The organism is Cohnella faecalis (assembly GCF_003570905.1).
Lineage (GTDB): Bacteria > Bacillota > Bacilli > Paenibacillales > Paenibacillaceae > Cohnella > Cohnella faecalis.
Genome location: NZ_QXJM01000049.1, coordinates 77,004 through 98,382, shown reverse-complemented (window position 1 = coordinate 98,382; position 21,379 = coordinate 77,004). Strand labels below are relative to the sequence as shown.

At 53.3% G+C, this 21,379-nt stretch carries 13 protein-coding genes and 1 pseudogene; 3 read left to right on the top strand and 11 right to left on the bottom strand.

The genetic code is table 11. From position 1 onward, the window contains the following. Nucleotides 1-45: 45 nt before the first annotated feature. The 6 genes from D3H35_RS27390 to D3H35_RS27365 form a co-directional block, all read right to left on the bottom strand. Complete coding sequence (locus D3H35_RS27390) at nt 46-1,578, bottom strand: response regulator transcription factor (RefSeq protein WP_119152294.1); 1,533 nt, start codon at nt 1,576-1,578, stop codon at nt 46-48. Then, the gene (locus D3H35_RS27385) at nt 1,571-3,256 is read right to left on the bottom strand and encodes a sensor histidine kinase (RefSeq protein ID WP_233568191.1); all 1,686 of its coding nucleotides are present in this window, start codon (nt 3,254-3,256) and stop codon (nt 1,571-1,573) included. Before D3H35_RS27385 ends, D3H35_RS27390 begins: the two co-directional genes overlap by 8 nt. Nucleotides 3,257-3,741: 485 nt before the next feature. Further along, on the bottom strand, nt 3,742-4,632 hold the full coding sequence (gene rarD, locus D3H35_RS27380) for an EamA family transporter RarD (RefSeq protein ID WP_119152293.1): 891 nt from the start codon (nt 4,630-4,632) through the stop codon (nt 3,742-3,744). Nucleotides 4,633-4,763: 131 nt separating this feature from the next. Next, the gene (locus D3H35_RS27375; protein WP_119152292.1) at nt 4,764-5,870 is read right to left on the bottom strand and encodes a response regulator; all 1,107 of its coding nucleotides are present in this window, start codon (nt 5,868-5,870) and stop codon (nt 4,764-4,766) included. 3 nt (nt 5,871-5,873) lie between these two features. Then, on the bottom strand, nt 5,874-6,119 hold the full coding sequence (locus tag D3H35_RS27370; protein WP_233568195.1) for a sensor histidine kinase: 246 nt from the start codon (nt 6,117-6,119) through the stop codon (nt 5,874-5,876). After that, complete coding sequence (locus tag D3H35_RS27365; RefSeq protein WP_119152290.1) at nt 6,116-8,995, bottom strand: ATP-binding protein; 2,880 nt, start codon at nt 8,993-8,995, stop codon at nt 6,116-6,118. Before D3H35_RS27365 ends, D3H35_RS27370 begins: the two co-directional genes overlap by 4 nt. 203 nt (nt 8,996-9,198) lie before the next feature. Here D3H35_RS27365 and D3H35_RS33090 point away from each other — a divergent pair. From D3H35_RS33090 to D3H35_RS27355, 3 genes and pseudogenes are all read left to right on the top strand, one after another. Further along, nucleotides 9,199-9,858 (top strand): annotated as a pseudogene (locus D3H35_RS33090) (response regulator transcription factor); the annotation flags it as partial. A 9-nt stretch (nt 9,859-9,867) separates the two neighbouring features. Further along, on the top strand, nt 9,868-11,286 hold the full coding sequence (locus D3H35_RS33085) for a HAMP domain-containing sensor histidine kinase (protein WP_325050172.1): 1,419 nt from the start codon (nt 9,868-9,870) through the stop codon (nt 11,284-11,286). A gap of 109 nt (nt 11,287-11,395) precedes the next feature. Next, complete coding sequence (locus tag D3H35_RS27355) at nt 11,396-12,127, top strand: hypothetical protein (RefSeq protein WP_119152288.1); 732 nt, start codon at nt 11,396-11,398, stop codon at nt 12,125-12,127. A 144-nt stretch (nt 12,128-12,271) separates the two neighbouring features. On the opposite strand, the gene D3H35_RS27350 is transcribed toward D3H35_RS27355, so the two are convergent. From D3H35_RS27350 to D3H35_RS27330, 5 genes are all read right to left on the bottom strand, one after another. Beyond that, nucleotides 12,272-12,916: a formylglycine-generating enzyme family protein gene (locus D3H35_RS27350; protein WP_119152305.1), complete on the bottom strand. Its 645-nt coding sequence runs from the start codon at nt 12,914-12,916 to the stop codon at nt 12,272-12,274. A 59-nt stretch (nt 12,917-12,975) separates the two neighbouring features. After that, entirely contained in the window at nt 12,976-13,344 is a 369-nt protein-coding gene (locus tag D3H35_RS27345; protein WP_119152287.1) for a DUF4180 domain-containing protein, read from the bottom strand. A gap of 25 nt (nt 13,345-13,369) precedes the next feature. After that, nucleotides 13,370-14,026: a TetR/AcrR family transcriptional regulator gene (locus D3H35_RS27340; protein ID WP_119152286.1), complete on the bottom strand. Its 657-nt coding sequence runs from the start codon at nt 14,024-14,026 to the stop codon at nt 13,370-13,372. A gap of 180 nt (nt 14,027-14,206) precedes the next feature. After that, complete coding sequence (locus D3H35_RS33080; RefSeq protein WP_233568190.1) at nt 14,207-20,335, bottom strand: S-layer homology domain-containing protein; 6,129 nt, start codon at nt 20,333-20,335, stop codon at nt 14,207-14,209. Further along, nucleotides 20,275-21,246: a hypothetical protein gene (locus D3H35_RS27330; protein WP_119152285.1), complete on the bottom strand. Its 972-nt coding sequence runs from the start codon at nt 21,244-21,246 to the stop codon at nt 20,275-20,277. The genes D3H35_RS33080 and D3H35_RS27330 overlap by 61 nt, the downstream gene beginning before the upstream one ends. Nucleotides 21,247-21,379: the final 133 nt, after the last annotated feature.

Below are 21,379 nucleotides of genomic sequence, written 5' to 3'. Positions count from 1 at the left end.
CCGCGTAGAACAGATATTGAAAAAAGAAAGCCCCTGCCAATTAAGCTACAGGAGGCCTCTATAATCGTTAGGCGATATACCGACGTACTTTTTGAATTGCTTATGAAAATAGCCCGTCTCCCAATACCCGACCTGCTTGGCGATTTCATGCACTTTCAGCGGCGTCTCTTTCAGCAGCTCTTTCGCCTTCTCGATCCGGAATTTGTTGATATACTCGGTAAAGGTGTCGTTCGTTTCTTTGTGAAACAATTTGCCCAAATAGCCTGGATGAATCTTGTACTGAAATCCCAGCGACTTGAGAGACATGTCCTCTTGGTAACATTCATGAATATGGTTCAAAATCTGCTTGACGACCGGGCTCTTATCGTCCCGAGTGAGCGCATCGGTAATCATAACGGCCGTTTCCTTGACAGCCGCAACGAGCTTCTCCCGATCGGTTGCTCCCGCAACCTTGCCGAATACCGCTTTGAATACGCCTCCGGCTGACGACTCCGACGGCTTGATCGCATCCAGCTCCATTTTCAGACGGATCGTCATTTCGATCGCCAAGCCGCGAAGCAACTCGGGCGTCGTCCTTTCCCGCGTCTGCGCCCGGTCGAACTCCTCGTCGATGCGTGCGCACAAACCTTCCGCGTCCTTCGCCAAAATCAACTTGCCGAATTCCGCCCAATCCACTTGAAGCTGTGCCGACTCCTCCTCCGGCTTCAACAGCAGAGTTTCGTATTCGGCGATTTCCGAACGGTCCAGCAGCAAAAAGTACTCCTGCGCCCTCCGCGCCCGCTCATAGCTCAGCTGCTCGCCTCCGTCCATTCGCTCGCTCGTGCCGAGAGAAATGCGGCTAAAAGCGATCTCCGGCAACTCTTGCCGCAAGCTCGTCAGCAATTCGATCGCTTTTCGCTTGCACGCCTCAGAACTTTCCGCCATAACGGCCACGACGAGATCGTTCGACATGTCGGCAAAGGCTACCGCATCGGACATACGACGAACGAATCGCTTAATCGCCCGGTTCGCGCTTTCGCATTGCTCCTTATCCGTCCTCAGGAGCGCCGCCTGAACATAAGCTCCTTCCAGTCTGATATTCAGGAAGCGCGTCCTTTCCTCCAACTCCGCCGGCGCTATCGTTCCCGTCATCCAGCGGTAGAGGATATTGTCCTTCAACAGTCCGATTTCGTCCTCGGTGTACCCGAAGGCCGGTTCAACGGCGGTATTAAGCCGTTCTACCGTATTTCGCAGCGTTTCGGTCAGCTCTTCTATGTTGATCGGCTTGAGCAAATAATTTTCGATTCCACGCGCCATGCCTTCCTTCAAATAATGAAAGTCGTTGTAGCCGCTCAGAATGATGATCTTCATATCCGGACGGGTTTCGCGGACGGCGCGGATCAATTCCAGCCCGTTCATGACCGGCATCGAAATATCGGTAATCAAAATATCGGCGGGCACTTCCTTCAATCGTTCGAGCGCTTGAAGGCCGTTCTCCGCGCGACCGGTAATTTCGAGCCCGTAGGAAGACCAATCGATGGCGTCGCACAGACCTTCCGAAATGAACGGCTCGTCGTCAACGAGAAACACTTTATACATGGCTGTCACTCCCTTGCGAATAGGGGAACCACAGGATGACCGTCGTTCCGACGGCTGGCTCGCTCCAAATTTCGACCCCGTATTCCTTTCCGTACATAAGCTTTAATCGTTCGTTCACACTATATAGGCCGAGAGAGCTCTCCTCCGACGCGTTCTCGGGCCGCTCCAGATTTCGCCGGATTCGTTCCAGCTTCTCGGAAGTAACGCCGATCCCGTTGTCCTGGATCGTAACTCGGATGATGTTCTCTTCCCCGACCGCCCGAATCGCAATCTCATTGTCTTGTCCGTCGGTACGCATACCGTGCACAATGTAATTTTCGACAATCGGCTGCAGCGACATCTTGATCATCTTCCAGTCGGACAATTCGGGGTCATAGTCGATCCGATATGAGAACTTGTCCTTGTAGCGGATTCGGAACAGCTCCAAATACCGGGCGCAATTGTCCATTTCCTCTCTGAGACTGACGACCGTCTGCTGATGGACGAAGCTTTTGAACAGCACCGCCAGGCTGTAAATCATCTCGCTGACGTCGGTAACGCCCTGAGAGATTGCCCGCATCCGGATAACTTCGAGCGTATTGTACAGGAAGTGCGGATTGATCCGAGCCTGCAAAGCGGTCAATTCCGTATGCTTCTGCTTGATTTCCGCCTTGTACACCCGATCGATATGACGGGTCAGCTCCGCGAGCATCTGGTTGAAGCCTCTGGAAATTTGCCCGATTTCATCCTCCTTCGTGTCGTGAATGCGCACCGTCATATCGCCGGTTTCCACCCTGCGCATCGTGCGGATAAGCCGATTCGTCCGTTTGGCGAAATTGAGCACGAACAACGACGGAACGACGATTGCGGTCAGAATGCAAGCGCCGCTGATCAGAATGATCAGCCTCTTGGCCGGCTGGTAAGATGCGGCGATCTCCTCCTTCGGCAGAATGCCGACGACGGAATAGCCGAGATTGTTGGCGGACAAGGTCGATATGTAGCTGCTCTCGTCCAGCATGTCCGCTCCCTTGATCGAATTCAGCTTGTCCTTGAACGGATAAACTCGACCGTAATAACGGTCGGACGAATCGAATATAACGTAGCCTTCGGGTGAAAGGACGAGGATAGAGCCTTTGATGCGGCTGCCGGATTCGGATAAAACGCTTTCAATGGCCTCGGAACGAAAAAAAACGAGCAGCTGGCCTACCGTTTTCAATGTGCCGACGTCGTTAATGTTGCTCCTCATGGAGTAAAGCTTCTCATTCCATTGATCAATCGTTTTCCGGACCCAGTTGTTAGGCACCGAAACGATGCCGCTTTGCAAAGCCATCGCGTCCGGCACGTAGGAATGGGCTTCGTTCGTTTCGAACAGCTTGGACAGATTTCTCTGGCTGTTCACGTACAGAAATTGCTTTTCCGTGCTGAACAGCAAAATATTCTCGATGTCCGGATCGTCCTCGATCATGCTTTTTAGGTAATCCAGCCCTTTGTACATCCCGCTTCCCTCATTGAAGCGATCTAGCCGATGCTCCACATATTCCTGATAAGAGGTTTTGAGCAGGAACGTCAAATTCTCCGAAAGCTGCTGGTCCCGATAAATGCTCTGCACCTTCATCTGGATGGACTCGTTCTTCTTCTCCACGTACCGGCTCACTCTGTCCATGGCGCTCTTCTGCTTGTCCCGTTCGTTGTCGAGCATGGAATCCGTGATAAATAAATAGGCAAAATAGGACAGCGTGACGATCGTAACGATAGCAATGAGGGAAAAAACGGCTAAAATCCGGACGAAGAGGTTGTGCCTGAAAAAACCGCGAGCATAGAGTCCCGTTCTAATGGTGTCGTCCCCCCTGTCGAACCAGAGATTTCTGTGTCGTGCGCTTATTTTACATGGAAACAATAGCCGAAAGCATCAGGAATATATTCACAATATCGAATGCGGAGCGTTTACAAAAGGGGACAAATCAAACAAAAGGCGCACAAATTGATAAAACGATGGCATATAGTCGCTTTGGAACGCACAGTGCGGTTGCCCCAATTCGAGAGGCGGTTTGGAACGGCGCAGTTAGAAAAAGCTCGCGCACATAAGCAACCTATTGCATCGTACCGTCGGAATTAGCCGGGTAAAGTCAAAGCGCCCCAAGCGTCTTCGAGACGCTTGGGGCGCTTTGCGGGCTGACGACGAGCTTATGAATTGGCGGGCTTCGCCGCCATCTTGCCCGACCCTCTCGCCGACGCGGCCATAAAGACGACGAGCGCAGCCCAGATGAGGGAAAAGCTGGCGAGCAGCACAGGCGAGAACGGCTCCCGGAATACCCAGACGCTAAGCAGCAGCGAGATCGACGGTCCGATATATTGGATAAAACCAAGCATGGAGAAAGGCAGCCGTGCCGCAGCCTTGGCGAACCAAATCAAAGGCATCGCCGTCGCCAGGCCCGACAAGAGCAGAAGAGCCAGCATCTCCGGCGGAAGCGACCATGCGGCTTCCTGTCCATTCGCCTGCAGCCCGATCAAGTAAACAAGCGCGATCGGAAAGACGAATGCCGTCTCACCCAGCAATCCGATCGAAGCGTCAAAGCTCGCCTTCTTCTTGACGAGACCGTATAAGCTGAAGCTTAGCGCGAGCGACAACGAAATCCACGGTATGCGGCCGTAATCGATAGCGACCGTCAACACCCCGAGTCCGGCCAGCGCAACGGCAGCCCACTGCCAGCGGTTCGGCTTTTCGCGCAAAAACAACACTGCCATCACGACGTTCATAAGCGGATTCAAGTAGTAGCCGAGGCTTGTCTCGATGACATGCCCGTTGTTGACCGCCCAAATGAAAATGAGCCAATTCGCGCTTATGAGTATGCCGCTTATTCCGAGCGTCAGCATCTTCCTGCCATCCGCCAGAATCTCGCGAAACGCCTTCCATTTTCTCTGAATCAACAGAACGACTGCCATAAGCACGAAGGACCATACAACCCGATGGGACAAAATTTCTCCGGCGGGCACTTCCTCGAACCACTTCCAATATAAGGGCAGCAGCCCCCAGGCCGTGTAGGCCAATATGGCGTAAATCAGACCTTGCTTCATCTTCCAAACCCCGTTTCTCCTATTGCTAAACCCTGAATAGAATTATACCATTCAATAGGCGGAGAAAACACGGGAACAGCTGGATGTTTCTTTGATGAAGCCGAACAGCTCGTACAAATCGATAGAATCGGCTATCGCCGCTTCTTCATAATTTCTTCCAATCGGGATTCCGGCTTCATGCCAAGCTCCCGATGCAGCCACTCCTCCAGCGCGTTATATTGCTTAACGGCCTCGTTCATTCTCCCTAGCGCTGCATATAACGCGATAACCTCGTAATGAAGATCTTCCCGCAGCGGATCCAATTTCAGAGCTTCGTTAAAATAGTGCAGCGACTGCTGGAGCCTATCGTGCCTGCGATGTTCCATTGCCGACAGCTCCAGCAGCCCAATATAATCCCTCTCAAGCTTGCGGGCCTTGTCGGTTGCCCACTCGTACGCCTTGCCCTTCAAAAACGGACCGGCGTACAATGCCTCCGCCTGCGGCAGCCATTCTCCGCTCGTCTCAGGAGCCGCTTGAATCCGCTTCAGCAAATGCTCGAATTGGCGAAGATCGCTATGAATCAGACTCTCATCAATCCAAATTTCATTCCTGTCCGCTATTATGCCATTTTCCATTTTGATCCCGCTAATGGCTTTGCGAATATAATAAAGAGTTGAATTCAAATTTTTCCAGGCTTTCTCCGGCTCCAAGCCGTGCCACAAAGTCTCTATCACTTCTTCGCGGCTAACCGTGCCCTTGCACACAAGAAAAGCGAACAGCTCCTCGGTCTTGGGACTCCTCAGCTTCAAGAGCTCCTTGCTTCCGGCTCGCCGATAGATTCTCAGTCCGTTGAACAGCTGCACTTCCAGCGCCGGCTCTGCGGCAGCGACTCTCTGCATGCGGCCAAGCTTGCTCAAGGTTTGCGCTACTCTCTCCGCGGTTACAGGCTTAAGCAAATAGTCCAGCGCATCCATATCGAAAGCTTTCACCGCATACTCGTCATAGCCGGTTACAAACACAATATCCATCGAACGGTCAAGAGCCCGCAAGCGGGCGGACAGGCTCATTCCGTCGATCTCCGGCATCGAAATATCCAGAAAAGCGATATCAACCGAATCCGCATGGCTCTTTACAAATTCATATGCATCCAACGGGTTTTGAAAGGTACGGCATATTTCGACCACTCCGCTGCCGGACAGCATTCTATTCAACCGTTTGACGGACAGTTCTTCATCATCGACGATAATGGCTCGCAGCATTCGTTATCCTCCAGTAATTTTCGTCGGCTCTACAGGAATGTCAAAGGTCACCTTCGTGCCCATACTTTCCTCGCTGTCGATGCGAAGGCTTCCGCCGTAAATCAGCTTGATGCGCTGATTGATATTAAACAGCCCAACGCCCTTATGATTCGCTTCCGGCTTCAGCAATTGTTCCGCCTTCGTCCGGCTCATTCCGCACCCGTTGTCCTCTACGGCGATGCGAATGACGGAAGGCTGCTCCTCCCTCACTGCCAAGCGCACCTCTCCCCCCGCTGGTTGGACATCAGCCCATGTCTGATTGCATTTTCCACCAGAGGCTGAAGAATAAGCGGAGGAATCCGAATCGCTGGATTGGCATCGATATCGTAGATTACTCGCAGCCTGTCTCCGAAGCGCGCTTTTTCAATACGGACGTAAGCTTCAACCAGCTTCAGCTCATTGTCCAGCGTGGTCAACGAATCCAACTGCTTGAAGTCGAAGCTGCTTCTCAAATACTGAGAGAGCTGCAGCGTCAATTGCTCCGCTTGCTCGGGCTCGTCCACGCACAATTCGGCAATGGAATTCAATGCATTGTACAGAAAATGCGGCTTGATCTGGGAGCGCAGGAAGGCGATCTCCGCAGCTTTGGCGTTCTTAACGGAAGCCTTAAGCCGGGTAAGGCTTCGGACGCGAGCCATAAGCTCCTCCGCCTCGAACGGCTTGCCGACAAAATCGTTGGCGCCGTTCTCCATCGACAGCTTCATCTCGGCTACCCGGTTTTTGGCGGTCAGCATCAGCACCGGCAGCTCGGACGGGGAGAATCTCTCTCTTATTTTCTGCAGCAGCTCGAAGCCTGACATATCGGGCATCGTAATATCCAGAATGACCAGGAAGTAATCCGGATTTCTGGCCAGCTCATCCCATGCAAGCTGCCCCCGATTGACGACAACGATCGTATAACCTTCAAGCGCGAACAGATTGATCATGGACTGGAGATTGGCGTAATCGTCGTCCACCACTAGAATCGGCTCATCGATCTTTCCGGGGATGCGGATCGGATATTCTACCTGAAGGCTGCCGGCATCGGGCATGGAAAACTCCCGATCTTCCATTAGCCAGCTCTCCCCGATCGCGCTATCCGTTACCGCACCCGAGAATAAAGGAATCGTGATTGTAAATACGGAACCTAGCCCCGGGCTGGATTCCACGGAGATCTTTCCGCCGTGAAGTTCAACCAATGTTCGGGTAATGCTAAGCCCTAGCCCCGTTCCGCCATGCTGCAAAGCTATGGACTCATCGCCCTGATCGTAGGCTTTGAAGATGCGCTCGTGCATCGACGAAGCGATCCCGATTCCCGTATCCGATACCCGGATTTCCGCCATGTCCCCGATGACGCCGGCGGTTACTGCCACCTCGCCGAAATCGGTGAATTTAATCGCATTTCCGATGAGATTATGCAAGATCTGACTTAGACGATTACCATCCGCATACACGGAAGGAAAGCTTTCCGGAACTCGATTTTCAAGCTTGATCTCTTTGCCGCCAAGCAGGAAGGAATGAACGCGAATAATCGAATTCACAGCAGCCCTCAAATCTAAGCTTTGCCTGAACAGTGCAATATCGCCATGCTTTATTTTGGAATAATCGAGCAAGTCGTTCACCAGAAGGGACAATTTTCTGCCGCTCCCCAAGACGATCCCCAAATTGCGGGCCTGCTTGCCGGTAATCGGCCCCGCCACCCCTTGGAGCAGCGTATCCGTAATGTTCACGATGGCGTTCAACGGAGTCTTCAGTTCATGAGACGTATTGGAAAGGAAATCATCCTTGATTTTATCCATCCGGAGCAGCTGATTCTTCATTTCATCTACCGTGCGATAAGCCTCGAAAAAACGAAGAACGATCAAAAAGATCACGATAATAGTAAAGGCGACAATATAAAATTGGCTTAGCCAAAGATTTTCCCGATACGAAAGAGCAAAGAGAATGATGTCCAAGGAATACAAATTGATAGGGAGAATGATCATGAACAGCATAAACGATTTGGCCCGCTCGGCCTTGTCGCTTCGGATATACATAAGGGCAATCTTGATCAGCAGCCAAACGATGAGTACTTCGTAGATCGCAATTACGTAAGTTTGCAAGTTTAGATAATCCCGAATGGGGAGAATCGCCGTAAATAAGATGGATATCCCCATCACTGCGCTTATGAGCTGCATCAGCTTTAACGAAATAATGCTTTTTTGCAATTGATAGAAAAAGACGGTCAAAACGGCAATGCAGACCAAAGACAAAATATCTTTGGCTTTATAGATTACCTCGAAGGAAAGCTCCGGCAAAAGCAGCGTAAGCGCCCTTTCCCCGTTCAAGCCGTTATACAAGGCATACAAGACGCAGATGCCCGAAAATACGAGCAGCGTATAATCCTTTTTGAAATATAACGCAGCCGCGACAAAGCAGATAAGAAAGAGCAGCGCAAGACCGCCCAGAATCGCCAGCACCGCGAACTCCCGCGCAACCGTCTTCTGCTGCATGTCGAGCATGGCGGACTGCTCCCCGAACAAGAGCGACAGCGGAATGCCCGCATTCACATAATCGTAGTTGGCGGCCTGCACGATAATTTCGACGTCGCCCCGATCCGCTTGAAAAAAACCGATCTGAGGCATGTTCCCGTACTTGTAATCGGATGCGTTCGCGGAAGGCTTGCCGTCCTCCAAGAGCTTGTGTCCGTTAACATAGATAGCGCTTGAAAATCGGACGTTAGCTTTTTTTAACGCGAAAACTCCGCCGACAGGCAAATTTTTCAATACCATCCGGTAGGTTGCGTAGCCGTATGCATCCAGGTATTCGCCATTCACCCACCGGTTGTTCCACTGGGACGGCACCTTCATAAAAGCATCGGCTTCTGGCTTGTCCGCAGTTGTCGATTGGAACGATTCCGGCGTCAGCAGCCGCTTCCAGTAAAACTCCCATTGCCCGTCCAGCTTGACGATCCGCTGCTTTTTATTGTTCCACTGCGAGAGATCGAGCACGCCGCTGCGTACTTGCAGACCGCCGCGATTGCCGTCTTTGTCCCACATGATAGAAAGAGGAATTAAGGAAGAATAAAGGATGGCCGCCAGACAGACGACCAATACTCTCTTAAGCATCGTTACCCCCGTGTGCCCCTTGTCCGCAATCCCCTACTTTATTCGACAAATTTCTCCTATCCCCTTCCTTTGGAATCGAATTCTAAAAGAGGGCGGCCTCTGATTGCAAGAAGAAAAAACCGTCTGTAGCCATGCCGAAACCGGGATTGTATAATCCTCTCAAAGACACAAGCGAAAATTGAGGCCCTATCGGAGGATGCCGAATGCAATCGATTATGATAGTCGAAGACGAGGAAGCCCTTTCCCGGGTTCTCGCCGCGTATGTCCGCAAGGCCGGCTTTGATTGCCGAATATGCCGGGACGGCAACGAGGCCGTGGAGTCATTCGATGCGGCGCAGCCTTCTCTCGTTCTTCTTGACGTGCTGCTCCCGGGCCGCAACGGATGGGAAGTGCTGCGTCATATTCGCAGCAAAAGCGCTTGTCCCGTCATCATGCTGACGGCCATGAGCGATGTCGGCGATCGGATCGCAGGATTGAACGAGGGAGCCGACGATTACATCCCGAAACCGTTCGAGCCGGACGAAGTCGTCGCCCGAATTCATGCCGTGCTCAGGCGCCCGCCCCGGTCGCTTGTCAGCTCGGAGCAGGTCGTATTCGGGAGCTTTCGAATCGACCTTAAGTCTCGCACCGTCTTCCTCAACGGAGCCAGCCTGTCGGTTACGCCCCGCGATCTGGCTCTTCTAATGTTTCTTGCGGAGCATCCGAATCAAATTTTCAATCGGGAGCAGTTAATCGAGAAAGTATGGGGAATCGATTACGATGGCAGCGACCGGGCCGTGGATCTGGCGATCAAGCGCCTGCGGAAGCAGCTGCTTCACTGGCCACCGGAAGAAGGGGAAATCCGAACGCTGCGCGGGACGGGTATCAGCTCTATGCGAACATCCCCCATTAGACGCCGAACGCTGCTGAGCCGTTGGACGTTTCGTTATGTGCTCACTCTTTTTATAGGCTTGCTTACGATAGGGCTTGCTTCCATCCTCTGGATTCGGCAGGAGACCGTTCATGATCGGAAGCAATCGCTTCGGGAATTTTCCCAAGTTGCGTCCCAGTATGTGACGGACGGTAAAGGGAGCATCGCCGTTCCGAAAGACTTCTACGAATGGATCGATCGAACGCAGCGTCTTTATCAGCTTCCCGGACAGTTCTCCTTAACCGTGTTCGACCGAGGCGATGCTCCCGTCTTTATTAAAAAAGCTCCTTTGATCGCCGCTGGTTCCTCCACTCCGAATATCGATTCGAAGCCGGTGCTGACCGATCGTATCCAAACGGCGAGAACGGGAGGGCATTACGTCCTGATCGCTCCCGTGATGAGCAATCATTCGCCGATCGGCTCGATCGTCATCGCCTACAGCTACAGCGATCTCGCTAATGTCAACCAGAACTACGTCCTGATCGTTTCTTTGCTCCTTTGCGCGGGTTTGCTCGGCTGGACGATCATCTATTTTCTCTCGTGGAATTTACGAAAGCCGATCGTCCAGCTGTCCGAAGCGCTCAACAAGATGGAAGCCGGAGATTACAAGGTGACCGTCCCCGACCGTGTGAAGGAAAAGGAAATTCACGAGCTCCTCGTCTCCTTCCAGACGATGGCTGCACGTCTCGGCACGTTGGAGGAGCTGCGTACGGAATTGCTCGCGGGAGTGACTCATGAGCTGAAGACGCCTGTCGCCTCCATTCATGGCTTGATTCGCGCGGTTCGCGATCAGGTCGTTACGGACCGCGAAGCGGAGGAGTTTCTCGACATCTCCCTGGAGCAGACGCGCAGGCTGCAAAATATGGTCACCGACTTGCTGGACTTCAATTCCTTCGCATCGGGCGCAATCAGCGTCAGGCAGGATTCGATCGATCTGGGCAAGCTGTTGAGCGAAATCGCCTATCAGTGGGAGCTTCTTTATCAGGAAGAGGGGGTGGAAGTCGCAGTCGATATTCCGGAACGGGCTTGTATGGCCGTTGGGGACGCCAGTCGCATTCAACAAATTGCGGTGAACCTGCTGAACAATAGCAGACAGGCTTTTCAAGGGCGGGGAAGCATTGTCATTGCACTCTCGGAGCATTCGGAAAAATTTTGCGAGATCAGCATCCGGGACGACGGCCCCGGCATTCCGGAAGCCGAGCAAGCGCACATATTCGAGAGGTACTACCGGGGCGAGAGCAAAAAGCTCTCTATCGGCGGCCTCGGACTTGGCCTTACCTACAGCCGGATGCTTGCCATCGCGATGAAGGGCGAGCTTAATCTGAAAATCAGCTCTCCGAAAGGCACCGCTTTTCAGCTGTTGCTGCCCAAGCAGCTTTAGACTTTAAAACATTTTTGGGGACGAAAAGGGATTGGACATATGGCTGACACATTGATGCTTTAATCTTGGTCTAGCACAGTCATTCCCAATTCGAGAGGAGAACCCCAACATGAAGAAATGGAAAAAAACCGTCGTTACCCTAACCGTACTGCTTGCCGTCAGCGCCGTCGCCGTTCCGCTGGCGATCGCATGCGGTGCCCAGTCGAACAACAAGAACAGCGCGGAAGCGGCAGCCGTTCAAAGCGATTCCAGAAAAAAGCCGGGTAAAAAGCCTGCACCGGCTCATGCCGCACCAAAGCCGTCCGCAGGCCCGGCAGCCGGAGCCGAAAGCAGCAGCATGACCGACCGTAACGGCTATTCGATCGTTATTACCGGCGGCTACGAAACGGATGCTCAGGATCATGGCAGACCGATTGCGCTCATTGCTGCCGCGCTTGGCGTTCCGGACGCAGTATTCAGACAAGCCTTCAGCGGCGTAACGCCTGCGGGAGCCGGAAGCTCCGGCCCGACCTCGGAAGAAGCTCAATCGAACAAAGCGGCCTTGATGAAAGTGCTGTCGCCTTACGGCATCACCAACGAGCGCCTGGATGAAGTATCCAACTACTACCGTTACAGCGGCGTCAAAGGCGAGACGTGGAAAAGAACGCCTGCAACGCTGTCCACAACGGTTAAAGATGGCGTCGTAACCGGAGTAACGATAACCAATGCAGGCTCCGGCTATTCTTCGGCGCCAACCGTCAAGATTACGGGGCCGAGCGGAACTTACACAGCAACGGCAACCATTGCCTACACGAAGGATTTCAAAACCAACGGCAGCATCTCTTCGATCGCCATTAAATAAGAAGCAATTCCATAAATGAAACCCCCGAATCGCTTCGCTAATTAACTTAGCTATTCGGGGGTCCGCGCAAGCACCGCTTATCTTAATCCGCTCAGAATCGCTTCACGGCTAATGATCTACGTCATTATTGCCTTTTTATCCACCTTACAGAGACCTGGCAACACGAAAGCCGAGATCGTCAATTCGAAACGTAGGGTGACTTCGGCGGCGGCACGTCGCCCCGCAGCCTCTGGCCTCTTCCGCCCAGCTTCCACCGCGAAAAACTCTGTAGGAACCGTATACTTTCACATCGTATACATCCCAACACCACTCCCAAACATTTCCTAGCATATCGTAGAGCCCCCACGCATTTGGCAGCTTTTGACCTGCCTCATGTACTCTACCCTCAGAATTTTCATGATACCAAGCTATTTCGTTAAGCTCGCCGTACCGATACCCCGTTGTTCCTGCTTTACACGCATGCTGCCATTCCGCTTCTGTAGGAAGACGATAACCATCCGCCTCCCAGTTGCAGACGACACTCTCGCCATCATCGCTTACCGAGTAATATTCCTTTAGACCTGAATGCTGAGACAGCAAATTACAAAAGCGAATAGCATCATTCCATGAGACATCCGCAACTGGAGCCTGAGGACGGTCATTAGGTCCAACTGTCTTTTGCAAAATCGAGAAATATAACGCTTGTGTAACGGGAACCGATGCAAGCAAAAAAGAATTCACTTGAACCGTCCATGTTGTCTTTATTCGATCGTCCCTTAATTCAATTTCACCTGCAGGAATTTTCACCATTGGATACTCAGCATGACTATGCCGTGCCTTTGACACCTATCTTCCTCCCGTTCCTTCTTCTACTTCACCATGCTTAACTTTTCAATCCCTTGTTGTTCGGTCGGCAAGAAAAAGATATCGTTTCCGCTGTTGCATTCATAGATGAAATCTCGAAGGCTTTGACTTGTATATGTAGAAAAATCCCCAATAATTGCAACCTTCAAGCGATAATTGATGAACTTTTGAAGGATTTCGCCAGCAAGGCGTGTTTTCAAATCGAAAAAGCTTTCGCTTAGCAGGGACTTGTTAATTACGATATGATCGCAGTCTGCTTCGTATCGTACGGTTGCCATTAGATCCAATGCATCTTGGACATCCCCTATTAGGATCTCGCTGCCGCTTACAACGGCTATACATCTCCCGCCCGCTTCTACCTTTGCTATATTCATAATCTTCCTCCTCGTTTGCTTGTACTTATCGTCTACCGAGAAACCTGCTCACATAATCCTCGCATATGTATCGATTATCTTCGCCATTTATTGGCGGAATGTTCGCTACTCTAAAGAAGCTTAGACCGACTACCATCGCTAGCAGCCCATATGCAGCGCTTTGCGAATCCTCTACAGACATCTGCCCCGTCCTGTTACCGTAATCAAAAATTTTTGCTATGCCCTGTAGATCAGCCAAATAGCTCTTGGATACGACTTCCTGCAAATTGCGATCCAATACGGCTTTTGAAAAGAACTGCAAAAAGAGCTTTGCTTGATCTTCATGCGGAATAAACATCTTTTCAATTCCGTCAAGCTGCGAAACATTAACCCTCTTCTCCGTGTCATCACGGTATGGCGGTAATATATGTTTTAATGTAACGTCAATCATATTCCCGGCTGTCATTGTGTTTTCAATTTCTGAATCTATCTTTAGACCGTAATAGGCCAAAAAGGACTTGAAGGCTTCAATCGTCAGATTATCCTTGTTCTTATAATAGTAAGTGACGACTCCCTTTGAGCAGTTCGCGTACTCAGCAACCTTATCCAAAGTCATGCCATCAATCCCGTGAACGCTAATGCAGGTTAACGTGGCGTTTATGACATCTGCTCGGCGCTTTGGTTCCATTCCTAGCTTGGGCATGATTTCACCTTGTTATTTTTATTTATACTGAATGGTCAGAATAAATAAAGTGTACATAAGTATTAACCGTTTTGTCAATCTATGAACGTCCACTCGGGTTTCCTAAAAACAAAGGGCTATTCTCGTCAAGCGGTATTTGCGACCGCTTGCGGAATAGCCCTTGTGCCGGATACATATCGCTTAGATCAAATCCGACTTTTGAAGCAGCTGCTGCACGACAACGGCAACCTCTGCTCTAGTAATGTTAGCTTTCGGCGCAAGCTGAGCTCCGCTTCTGCCTTTGAAAATTCCGGCTTGCACGCTGTCGGCAATGCCGCTGACAGCCCACTTCGATACGCTTGATCCGTCTGCAAACAAATTTAACAGCGCGGTTGCATCTTGGGAAGGAAGCTTGTCTGTCAAAGCTGTAATTTTCATAGCTTTGGCAATGATCAGCATCGCTTGCTCCCTCGTAACCTTATCCAGCGGACGGAAGGTTCCATCGTCGAAGCCATTGATAAGGCCGTAAGAATAAGCCGTCTGAATCGCGCTGCTGTACCAGTCTGCAGCTTTCACATCTGCGAATGGCGAATTCCCCTTTTCCAGCTTCAGCCCCAATCCTCTAACGATAATGGCAGCAAACTCGGCGCGAGTAATATCTTGATCCGGGTTAAAGAGATCGTTGCCGACTCCGCTGATGACCATGCGGGAGCCCATGTCGTTCACTGCCGCTTTGGACCAATGATTGGCGACATCCTTGAATTCCAACGGATGCCAAACAATGGAGTAAGTGCTGTTGGTCAAGCTGCTAATTTTCGCATAGTATTTGCCATCGATAATAACTATTTTGGTCGGCACGTGACGTACGGTTCCATCCGGATCAACGACGATTCCGGTCGTAATTTTGTTCGGATCGACGCCGTCAGGTATGGCAATCGTACGTTCCACATAGAGGTTGAAGCTCGTTACTTCGACTGACTTATTGCCGTAAGCGGCTTTGACCGTAAAATCGACCGATGGCGCGACAAGGGCAAATTTTCCTTTGTTTGCCGCATCTTCGACCGTCTTCACAGTGCCTGCCGTAGGACTCGCAATTTCGATCCGCACTTTAATATCTTGTAGAGCGATGGATTCACCCAATTGAGCGGATAAAGCGTCGATATTGATTTGTTGTGCAGGCAAAGTGTAGGTCGCACGATCAACCTTGAGCTCCAAGGTAGCTTCCTTGCCTTCCATGTTTTTAATCATTTGTCCGTTCAATTCACCAACGATGACGTCCGAATCGATGCCGACAGGAATCGTTACGACAGCGTGCTGACCTTCTGCCGCAAGCTTTTCATCCAGCTTCTGGGGGTCGATTGCGATTGTCGTTACCTGTTGATTATTCACCGTAGTCGTCGTCGCTTTGCCTGCGTTTTCCGCTTTTCCATTAACTAGCACATCTACGCTGGCGGATACTTCCGGATTTTGCGGAGATTCCGGAACGTAAGTCCTGCTGACGACTTGCGTGACCGTAAAGGTGACATTCGTCATGAAGTCCGCCGAGATAGTGACAGTTACGGTGTAAGTACCCGGAGCCAAGCCGTTTTTCGCTCTAATCGTAAAAGTGGACGATGAAAGGCTATTCACGGTGGCAGACGGCTGTGTCAATTCGAAAGCATTGCTATGAGCGCCGCTTAGCGCTGCCGACATATGGCCGAGATTTCCTGTTCCGGTATTCGTTACTGTGATCGTTTTCGTTTGTTGCGTACCGGCTGCATAGCCTTGCTGCAACGGGGTTGCGGTTTGGTTTGCAATGGCGGCAATCGAGTACGTAGGCGCGATCGTTACAGCGACCGCAACCGCGTTGCTGGTAACCGTCGCCGTCTTCGTCCCTGTGGCGGCGTTGTTCGTGTTCTTGACGACCGCATAATAGTAGAATGTGCCCGCCGTATCCGTCGGTGCAGCATACGTTGCGCTGTCCGCGCCGCTGATCGGCGTGCCGCCGGAGTTGCTGTCGCTCGTATTGCTGTACCACTGGTAGCTGATCGTTCCGCTGTCGCTCGCGGTCGCAGCAACGGTCAGCGTTGCAGCCTCGCCTACGTTAACGGTTTTGCTCGTCGGCTGCGTGCCGATAGTTGGCGCAGCCGCATTCGTCAGCGCGTTGACCGTAACGGTAACGGCATTGCTCGCAATCGTCGCCGTCTTCGTGCCCGTAGCGGCGTTGTTCGTGTTCTTGACGACTGCATAATAGTAGAATGTGCCCGCCGTATCCGTCGGTGCAGCATACGTTGCGCTGTCCGCGCCGCTGATCGGCGTGCCGCCGGAGTTGCTGTCGCTCGTATTGCTGTACCACTGGTAGCTGATCGCTCCGCTGTCGCTCGCAGTCGCAGCAACGGTCAGCGTTGCAGCCTCGCCTACGTTAACGGTTTTGTTCGTCGGCTGCGTGCCGATAGTTGGCGCAGCCGCATTCGTCAGCGCGTTGACCGTAACGGTAACGGCATTGCTCGCAATCGTCGCCGTCTTCGTGCCCGTAGCGGCGTTGTTCGTGTTCTTGACGACTGCATAATAGTAGAATGTACCCGCCGTATCCGTCGGTGCAGCATACGTTGCGCTGTCCGCGCCGCTGATCGGCGTGCCGCCGGAGTTGCTGTCGCTCGTATTGCTGTACCACTGGTAGCTGATCGCTCCGCTGTCGCTCGCGGTCGCAGCAACGGTCAGCGTTGCGGCCTCGCCTACGTTAACGGTTTTGTTCGTCGGTTGCGTGCCGATAGTTGGCGTAGCCGCATTCGTCAGCGCGTTGACCGTAACGGTAACGGCATTGCTCGCAATCGTCGCCGTCTTCGTGCCCGTAGCGGCGTTGTTCGTGTTCTTGACGACTGCATAATAGTAGAATGTGCCCGCCGTATCCGTCGGTGCAGCATACGTTGCGCTGTCCGCACCGCTGATCGGCGTGCCGCCGGAGTTGCTGTCGCTCGTATTGCTGTACCACTGGTAGCTGATCGCTCCGCTGTCGCTCGCGGTCGCAGCAACGGTCAGCGTTGCGGCCTCGCCTACGTTAACGGTTTTGTTCGTCGGTTGCGTGCCGATAGTTGGCGTAGCCGCATTCGTCAGCGCGTTGACCGTAACGGTAACGGCATTGCTCGCAATCGTCGCCGTCTTCGTGCCCGTAGCGGCGTTGTTCGTGTTCTTGACGACCGCATAATAGTAGAATGTGCCCGCCGTCCCGGTCGGAGCACTATACGACGCGCTTTCAGCTTCGTCAATTAGCGTGCCGCCGGAGTTGCTGTCGCTCGTATTGCTGTACCACTGGTAGCTGATCGTTCCGCTGTCGCTCGCGGTCGCAGCAACGGTCAGCGTTGCAGCCTCGCCTACGTTAACGGTTTTGCTCGTCGGCTGCGTGCCGATAGTTGGCGCAGCCGCATTCGTCAGCGCGTTGACCGTAACGGTAACGGCATTGCTCGCAATCGTCGCCGTCTTCGTGCCCGTAGCGGCGTTGTTCGTGTTCTTGACGACTGCATAATAGTAGAATGTGCCCGCCGTATCCGTCGGTGCAGCATACGTTGCGCTGTCCGCGCCGCTGATCGGCGTGCCGCCGGAGTTGCTGTCGCTCGTATTGCTGTACCACTGGTAGCTGATCGTTCCGCTGTCGCTCGCGGTCGCAGCAACGGTCAGCGTTGCGGCCTCGCCTACGTTAACGGTTTTGTTCGTCGGCTGCGTGCCGATAGTTGGCGCAGCCGCATTCGTCAGCGCGTTGACCGTAACGGTAACGGCATTGCTCGCAATCGTCGCCGTCTTCGTGCCCGTAGCGGCGTTGTTCGTGTTCTTGACGACTGCATAATAGTAGAATGTACCCGCCGTATCCGTCGGTGCAGCATACGTTGCGCTGTCCGCGCCGCTGATCGGCGTGCCGCCGGAGTTGCTGTCGCTCGTATTGCTGTACCACTGGTAGCTGATCGTTCCGCTGTCGCTCGCGGTCGCAGCAACGGTCAGCGTTGCGGCCTCGCCTACGTTAACGGTTTTGCTCGTCGGCTGCGTGCCGATAGTTGGCGCAGCCGCATTCGTCAGCGCGTTGACCGTAACGGTAACGGCATTGCTCGCAATCGTCGCCGTCTTCGTGCCCGTAGCGGCGTTGTTCGTGTTCTTGACGACTGCATAATAGTAGAATGTGCCCGCCGTATCCGTCGGTGCAGCATACGTTGCGCTGTCCGCGCCGCTGATCGGCGTGCCGCCGGAGTTGCTGTCGCTCGTATTGCTGTACCACTGGTAGCTGATCGTTCCGCTGTCGCTCGCGGTCGCAGCAACGGTCAGCGTTGCAGCCTCGCCTACGTTAACGGTTTTGTTCGTCGGTTGCGTGCCGATAGTTGGCGCAGCCGCATTCGTCAGCGCGTTGACCGTAACGGTAACGGCATTGCTCGCAATCGTCGCCGTCTTCGTGCCCGTAGCGGCGTTGTTCGTGTTCTTGACGACTGCATAATAGTAGAATGTACCCGCCGTATCCGTCGGTGCAGCATACGTTGCGCTGTCCGCGCCGCTGATCGGCGTGCCGCCGGAGTTGCTGTCGCTCGTATTGCTGTACCACTGGTAGCTGATCGCTCCGCTGTCGCTCGCGGTCGCAGCAACGGTCAGCGTTGCGGCCTCGCCTACGTTAACGGTTTTGTTCGTCGGCTGCGTGCCGATAGTTGGCGTAGCCGCATTCGTCAGCGCGTTGACCGTAACGGTAACGGCATTGCTCGCAATCGTCGCCGTCTTCGTGCCCGTAGCGGCGTTGTTCGTGTTCTTGACGACTGCATAATAGTAGAATGTGCCCGCCGTATCCGTCGGTGCAGCATACGTTGCGCTGTCCGCGCCGCTGATCGGCGTGCCGCCGGAGTTGCTGTCGCTCGTATTGCTGTACCACTGGTAGCTGATCGCTCCGCTGTCGCTCGCGGTCGCAGCAACGGTCAGCGTTGCGGCCTCGCCTACGTTAACGGTTTTGTTCGTCGGCTGCGTGCCGATAGTTGGCGCAGCCGCGTTCGTCAGCGCGTTGACCGTAACGGTAACGGCATTGCTCGCAATCGTCGCCGTCTTCGTGCCCGTAGCGGCGTTGTTCGTGTTCTTGACGACTGCATAATAGTAGAATGTGCCTGCCGTATCCGTCGGTGCAGCATACGTTGCGCTGTCCGCGCCGCTGATCGGCGTGCCGCCGGAGTTGCTGTCGCTCGTATTGCTGTACCACTGGTAGCTGATCGTTCCGCTGTCGCTCGCGGTCGCAGCAACGGTCAGCGTTGCGGCCTCGCCTACGTTAACGGTTTTGTTCGTCGGCTGCGTGCCGATAGTTGGCGCAGCCGCATTCGTCAGCGCGTTGACCGTAACGGTAACGGCATTGCTCGCAATCGTCGCCGTCTTCGTGCCCGTAGCGGCGTTGTTCGTGTTCTTGACGACTGCATAATAGTAGAATGTGCCCGCCGTATCCGTCGGTGCAGCATACGTTGCGCTGTCCGCGCCGCTGATCGGCGTGCCGCCGGAGTTGCTGTCGCTCGTATTGCTGTACCACTGGTAGCTGATCGTTCCGCTGTCGCTCGCGGTTGCAGCAACGGTCAGCGTTGCGGCCTCGCCTACGTTAACGGTTTTGTTCGTCGGCTGCGTGCCGATAGTTGGCGCAGCCGCATTCGTCAGCGCGTTGACCGTAACGGTAACGGCATTGCTCGCAATCGTCGCCGTCTTCGTGCCCGTAGCGGCGTTGTTCGTGTTCTTGACGACTGCATAATAGTAGAATGTACCCGCCGTATCCGTCGGTGCAGCATACGTTGCGCTGTCCGCGCCGCTGATCGGCGTGCCGCCGGAGTTGCTGTCGCTCGTATTGCTGTACCACTGGTAGCTGATCGTTCCGCTGTCGCTCGCGGTCGCAGCAACGGTCAGCGTTGCGGCCTCGCCTACGTTAACGGTTTTGTTCGTCGGTTGCGTGCCGATAGTTGGCGCAGCCGCGTTCGTCAGCGCGTTGACCGTAACGGTAACGGCATTGCTCGCAATCGTCGCCGTCTTCGTGCCCGTAGCGGCGTTGTTCGTGTTCTTGACGACCGCATAATAGTAGAATGTGCCCGCCGTATCCGTCGGTGCAGCATACGTTGCGCTGTCCGCACTGCTGATCGGCGTGCCGCCGGAGTTGCTGTCGCTCGTATTGCTGTACCACTGGTAGCTGATCGTTCCGCTGTCGCTCGCGGTCGCAGCAACGGTCAGCGTTGCGGCCTCGCCTACGTTAACGGTTTTGTTCGTCGGCTGCGTGCCGATCACAGGTGCTGCCGCATTTGTCAGCCCCCCGTAGCAGTTACGCTTGCCGTCTTCGTGTTCGTCGCACTGCTGTTCACCCACGAGCTGCCATTCCATGTTTGCTTGGTGAAAGTAGCTGTTACCGTGTAGCTTCCTGCCGTTCCTGTCGTATAGGTGGAGGTATAATTCCCGCCGCTTAAGCTGAACGTCCCTGTCATTCCCGACTCCGTAGACGTCCAGCTTGTCGGAATATAACGCTCGTCCCCGTTCTTGGATCCTGCAGAGGCTTGTCTGTCGCCGACGGCAGTCAGCGTCACGGCACCTCCGGCCGTTACTGTGCCGGGACTCGCATTGACACTGTTGTTGGCCGCATTCGCTGTCACGGCTCCCGGATCAATCGCGGATGCCGATACGCTTCCCGGACCCGACACTCGAAAATTAACATTGCCTGTAATGCCTACATCAAAACTCGTTACAACTATGAAATAAGTCGTTCCCGCTGTCAAAGTTACCGAATTAATTGAAGATAGATAGTTTGCTCCATCAGTATCAATATCATCATTGCCTACTACTAGATTTTGGTAGGGGCTTAAACGATCAAAACCGCCCTGATAAAGATACATCGTCGTATCGGAATCGGCAATCGCTGCTGAAATCGAGCTGAGCGTGTAGCTTCCCGTTATGGATGGGACGATGCTGGCAAGCAAATAATTGCGTGTATAATTGCCTGTCCCGTTTGAATGCGTTACAGTCACTGCTCCGCTTGTCCATTGATTGGAAGCATAGAACCACGTTCGGCTAAAATAATCCCCCGTGTTTGGACTGCCTTGTTCGTTAGCAACATCCCCAGGCATAACCGGCCTGACAAACGTTGTCGAATTGGTCAACGTGCCGCTGAAATCCGTGTTAACTGCCGCTGCGCTCGCTTTGCCCGGAAGTCCGGCAAAAGCGCCTCCCAAAACGAGAACAACCGCCAATAGAAGCGAAATAGACCTGCCTATTGATCTGCTCATCTCTTTTCCTCCAAACGTCTAATCTTTCATTCATCCTATGTATGACTCCACGGTATGTAAGAAAACCGGAATTCTCGAAGTATCAACTCGCAGCGGCTTTCATAGGAAAGAAGGGCATCCGATAACAAATCCG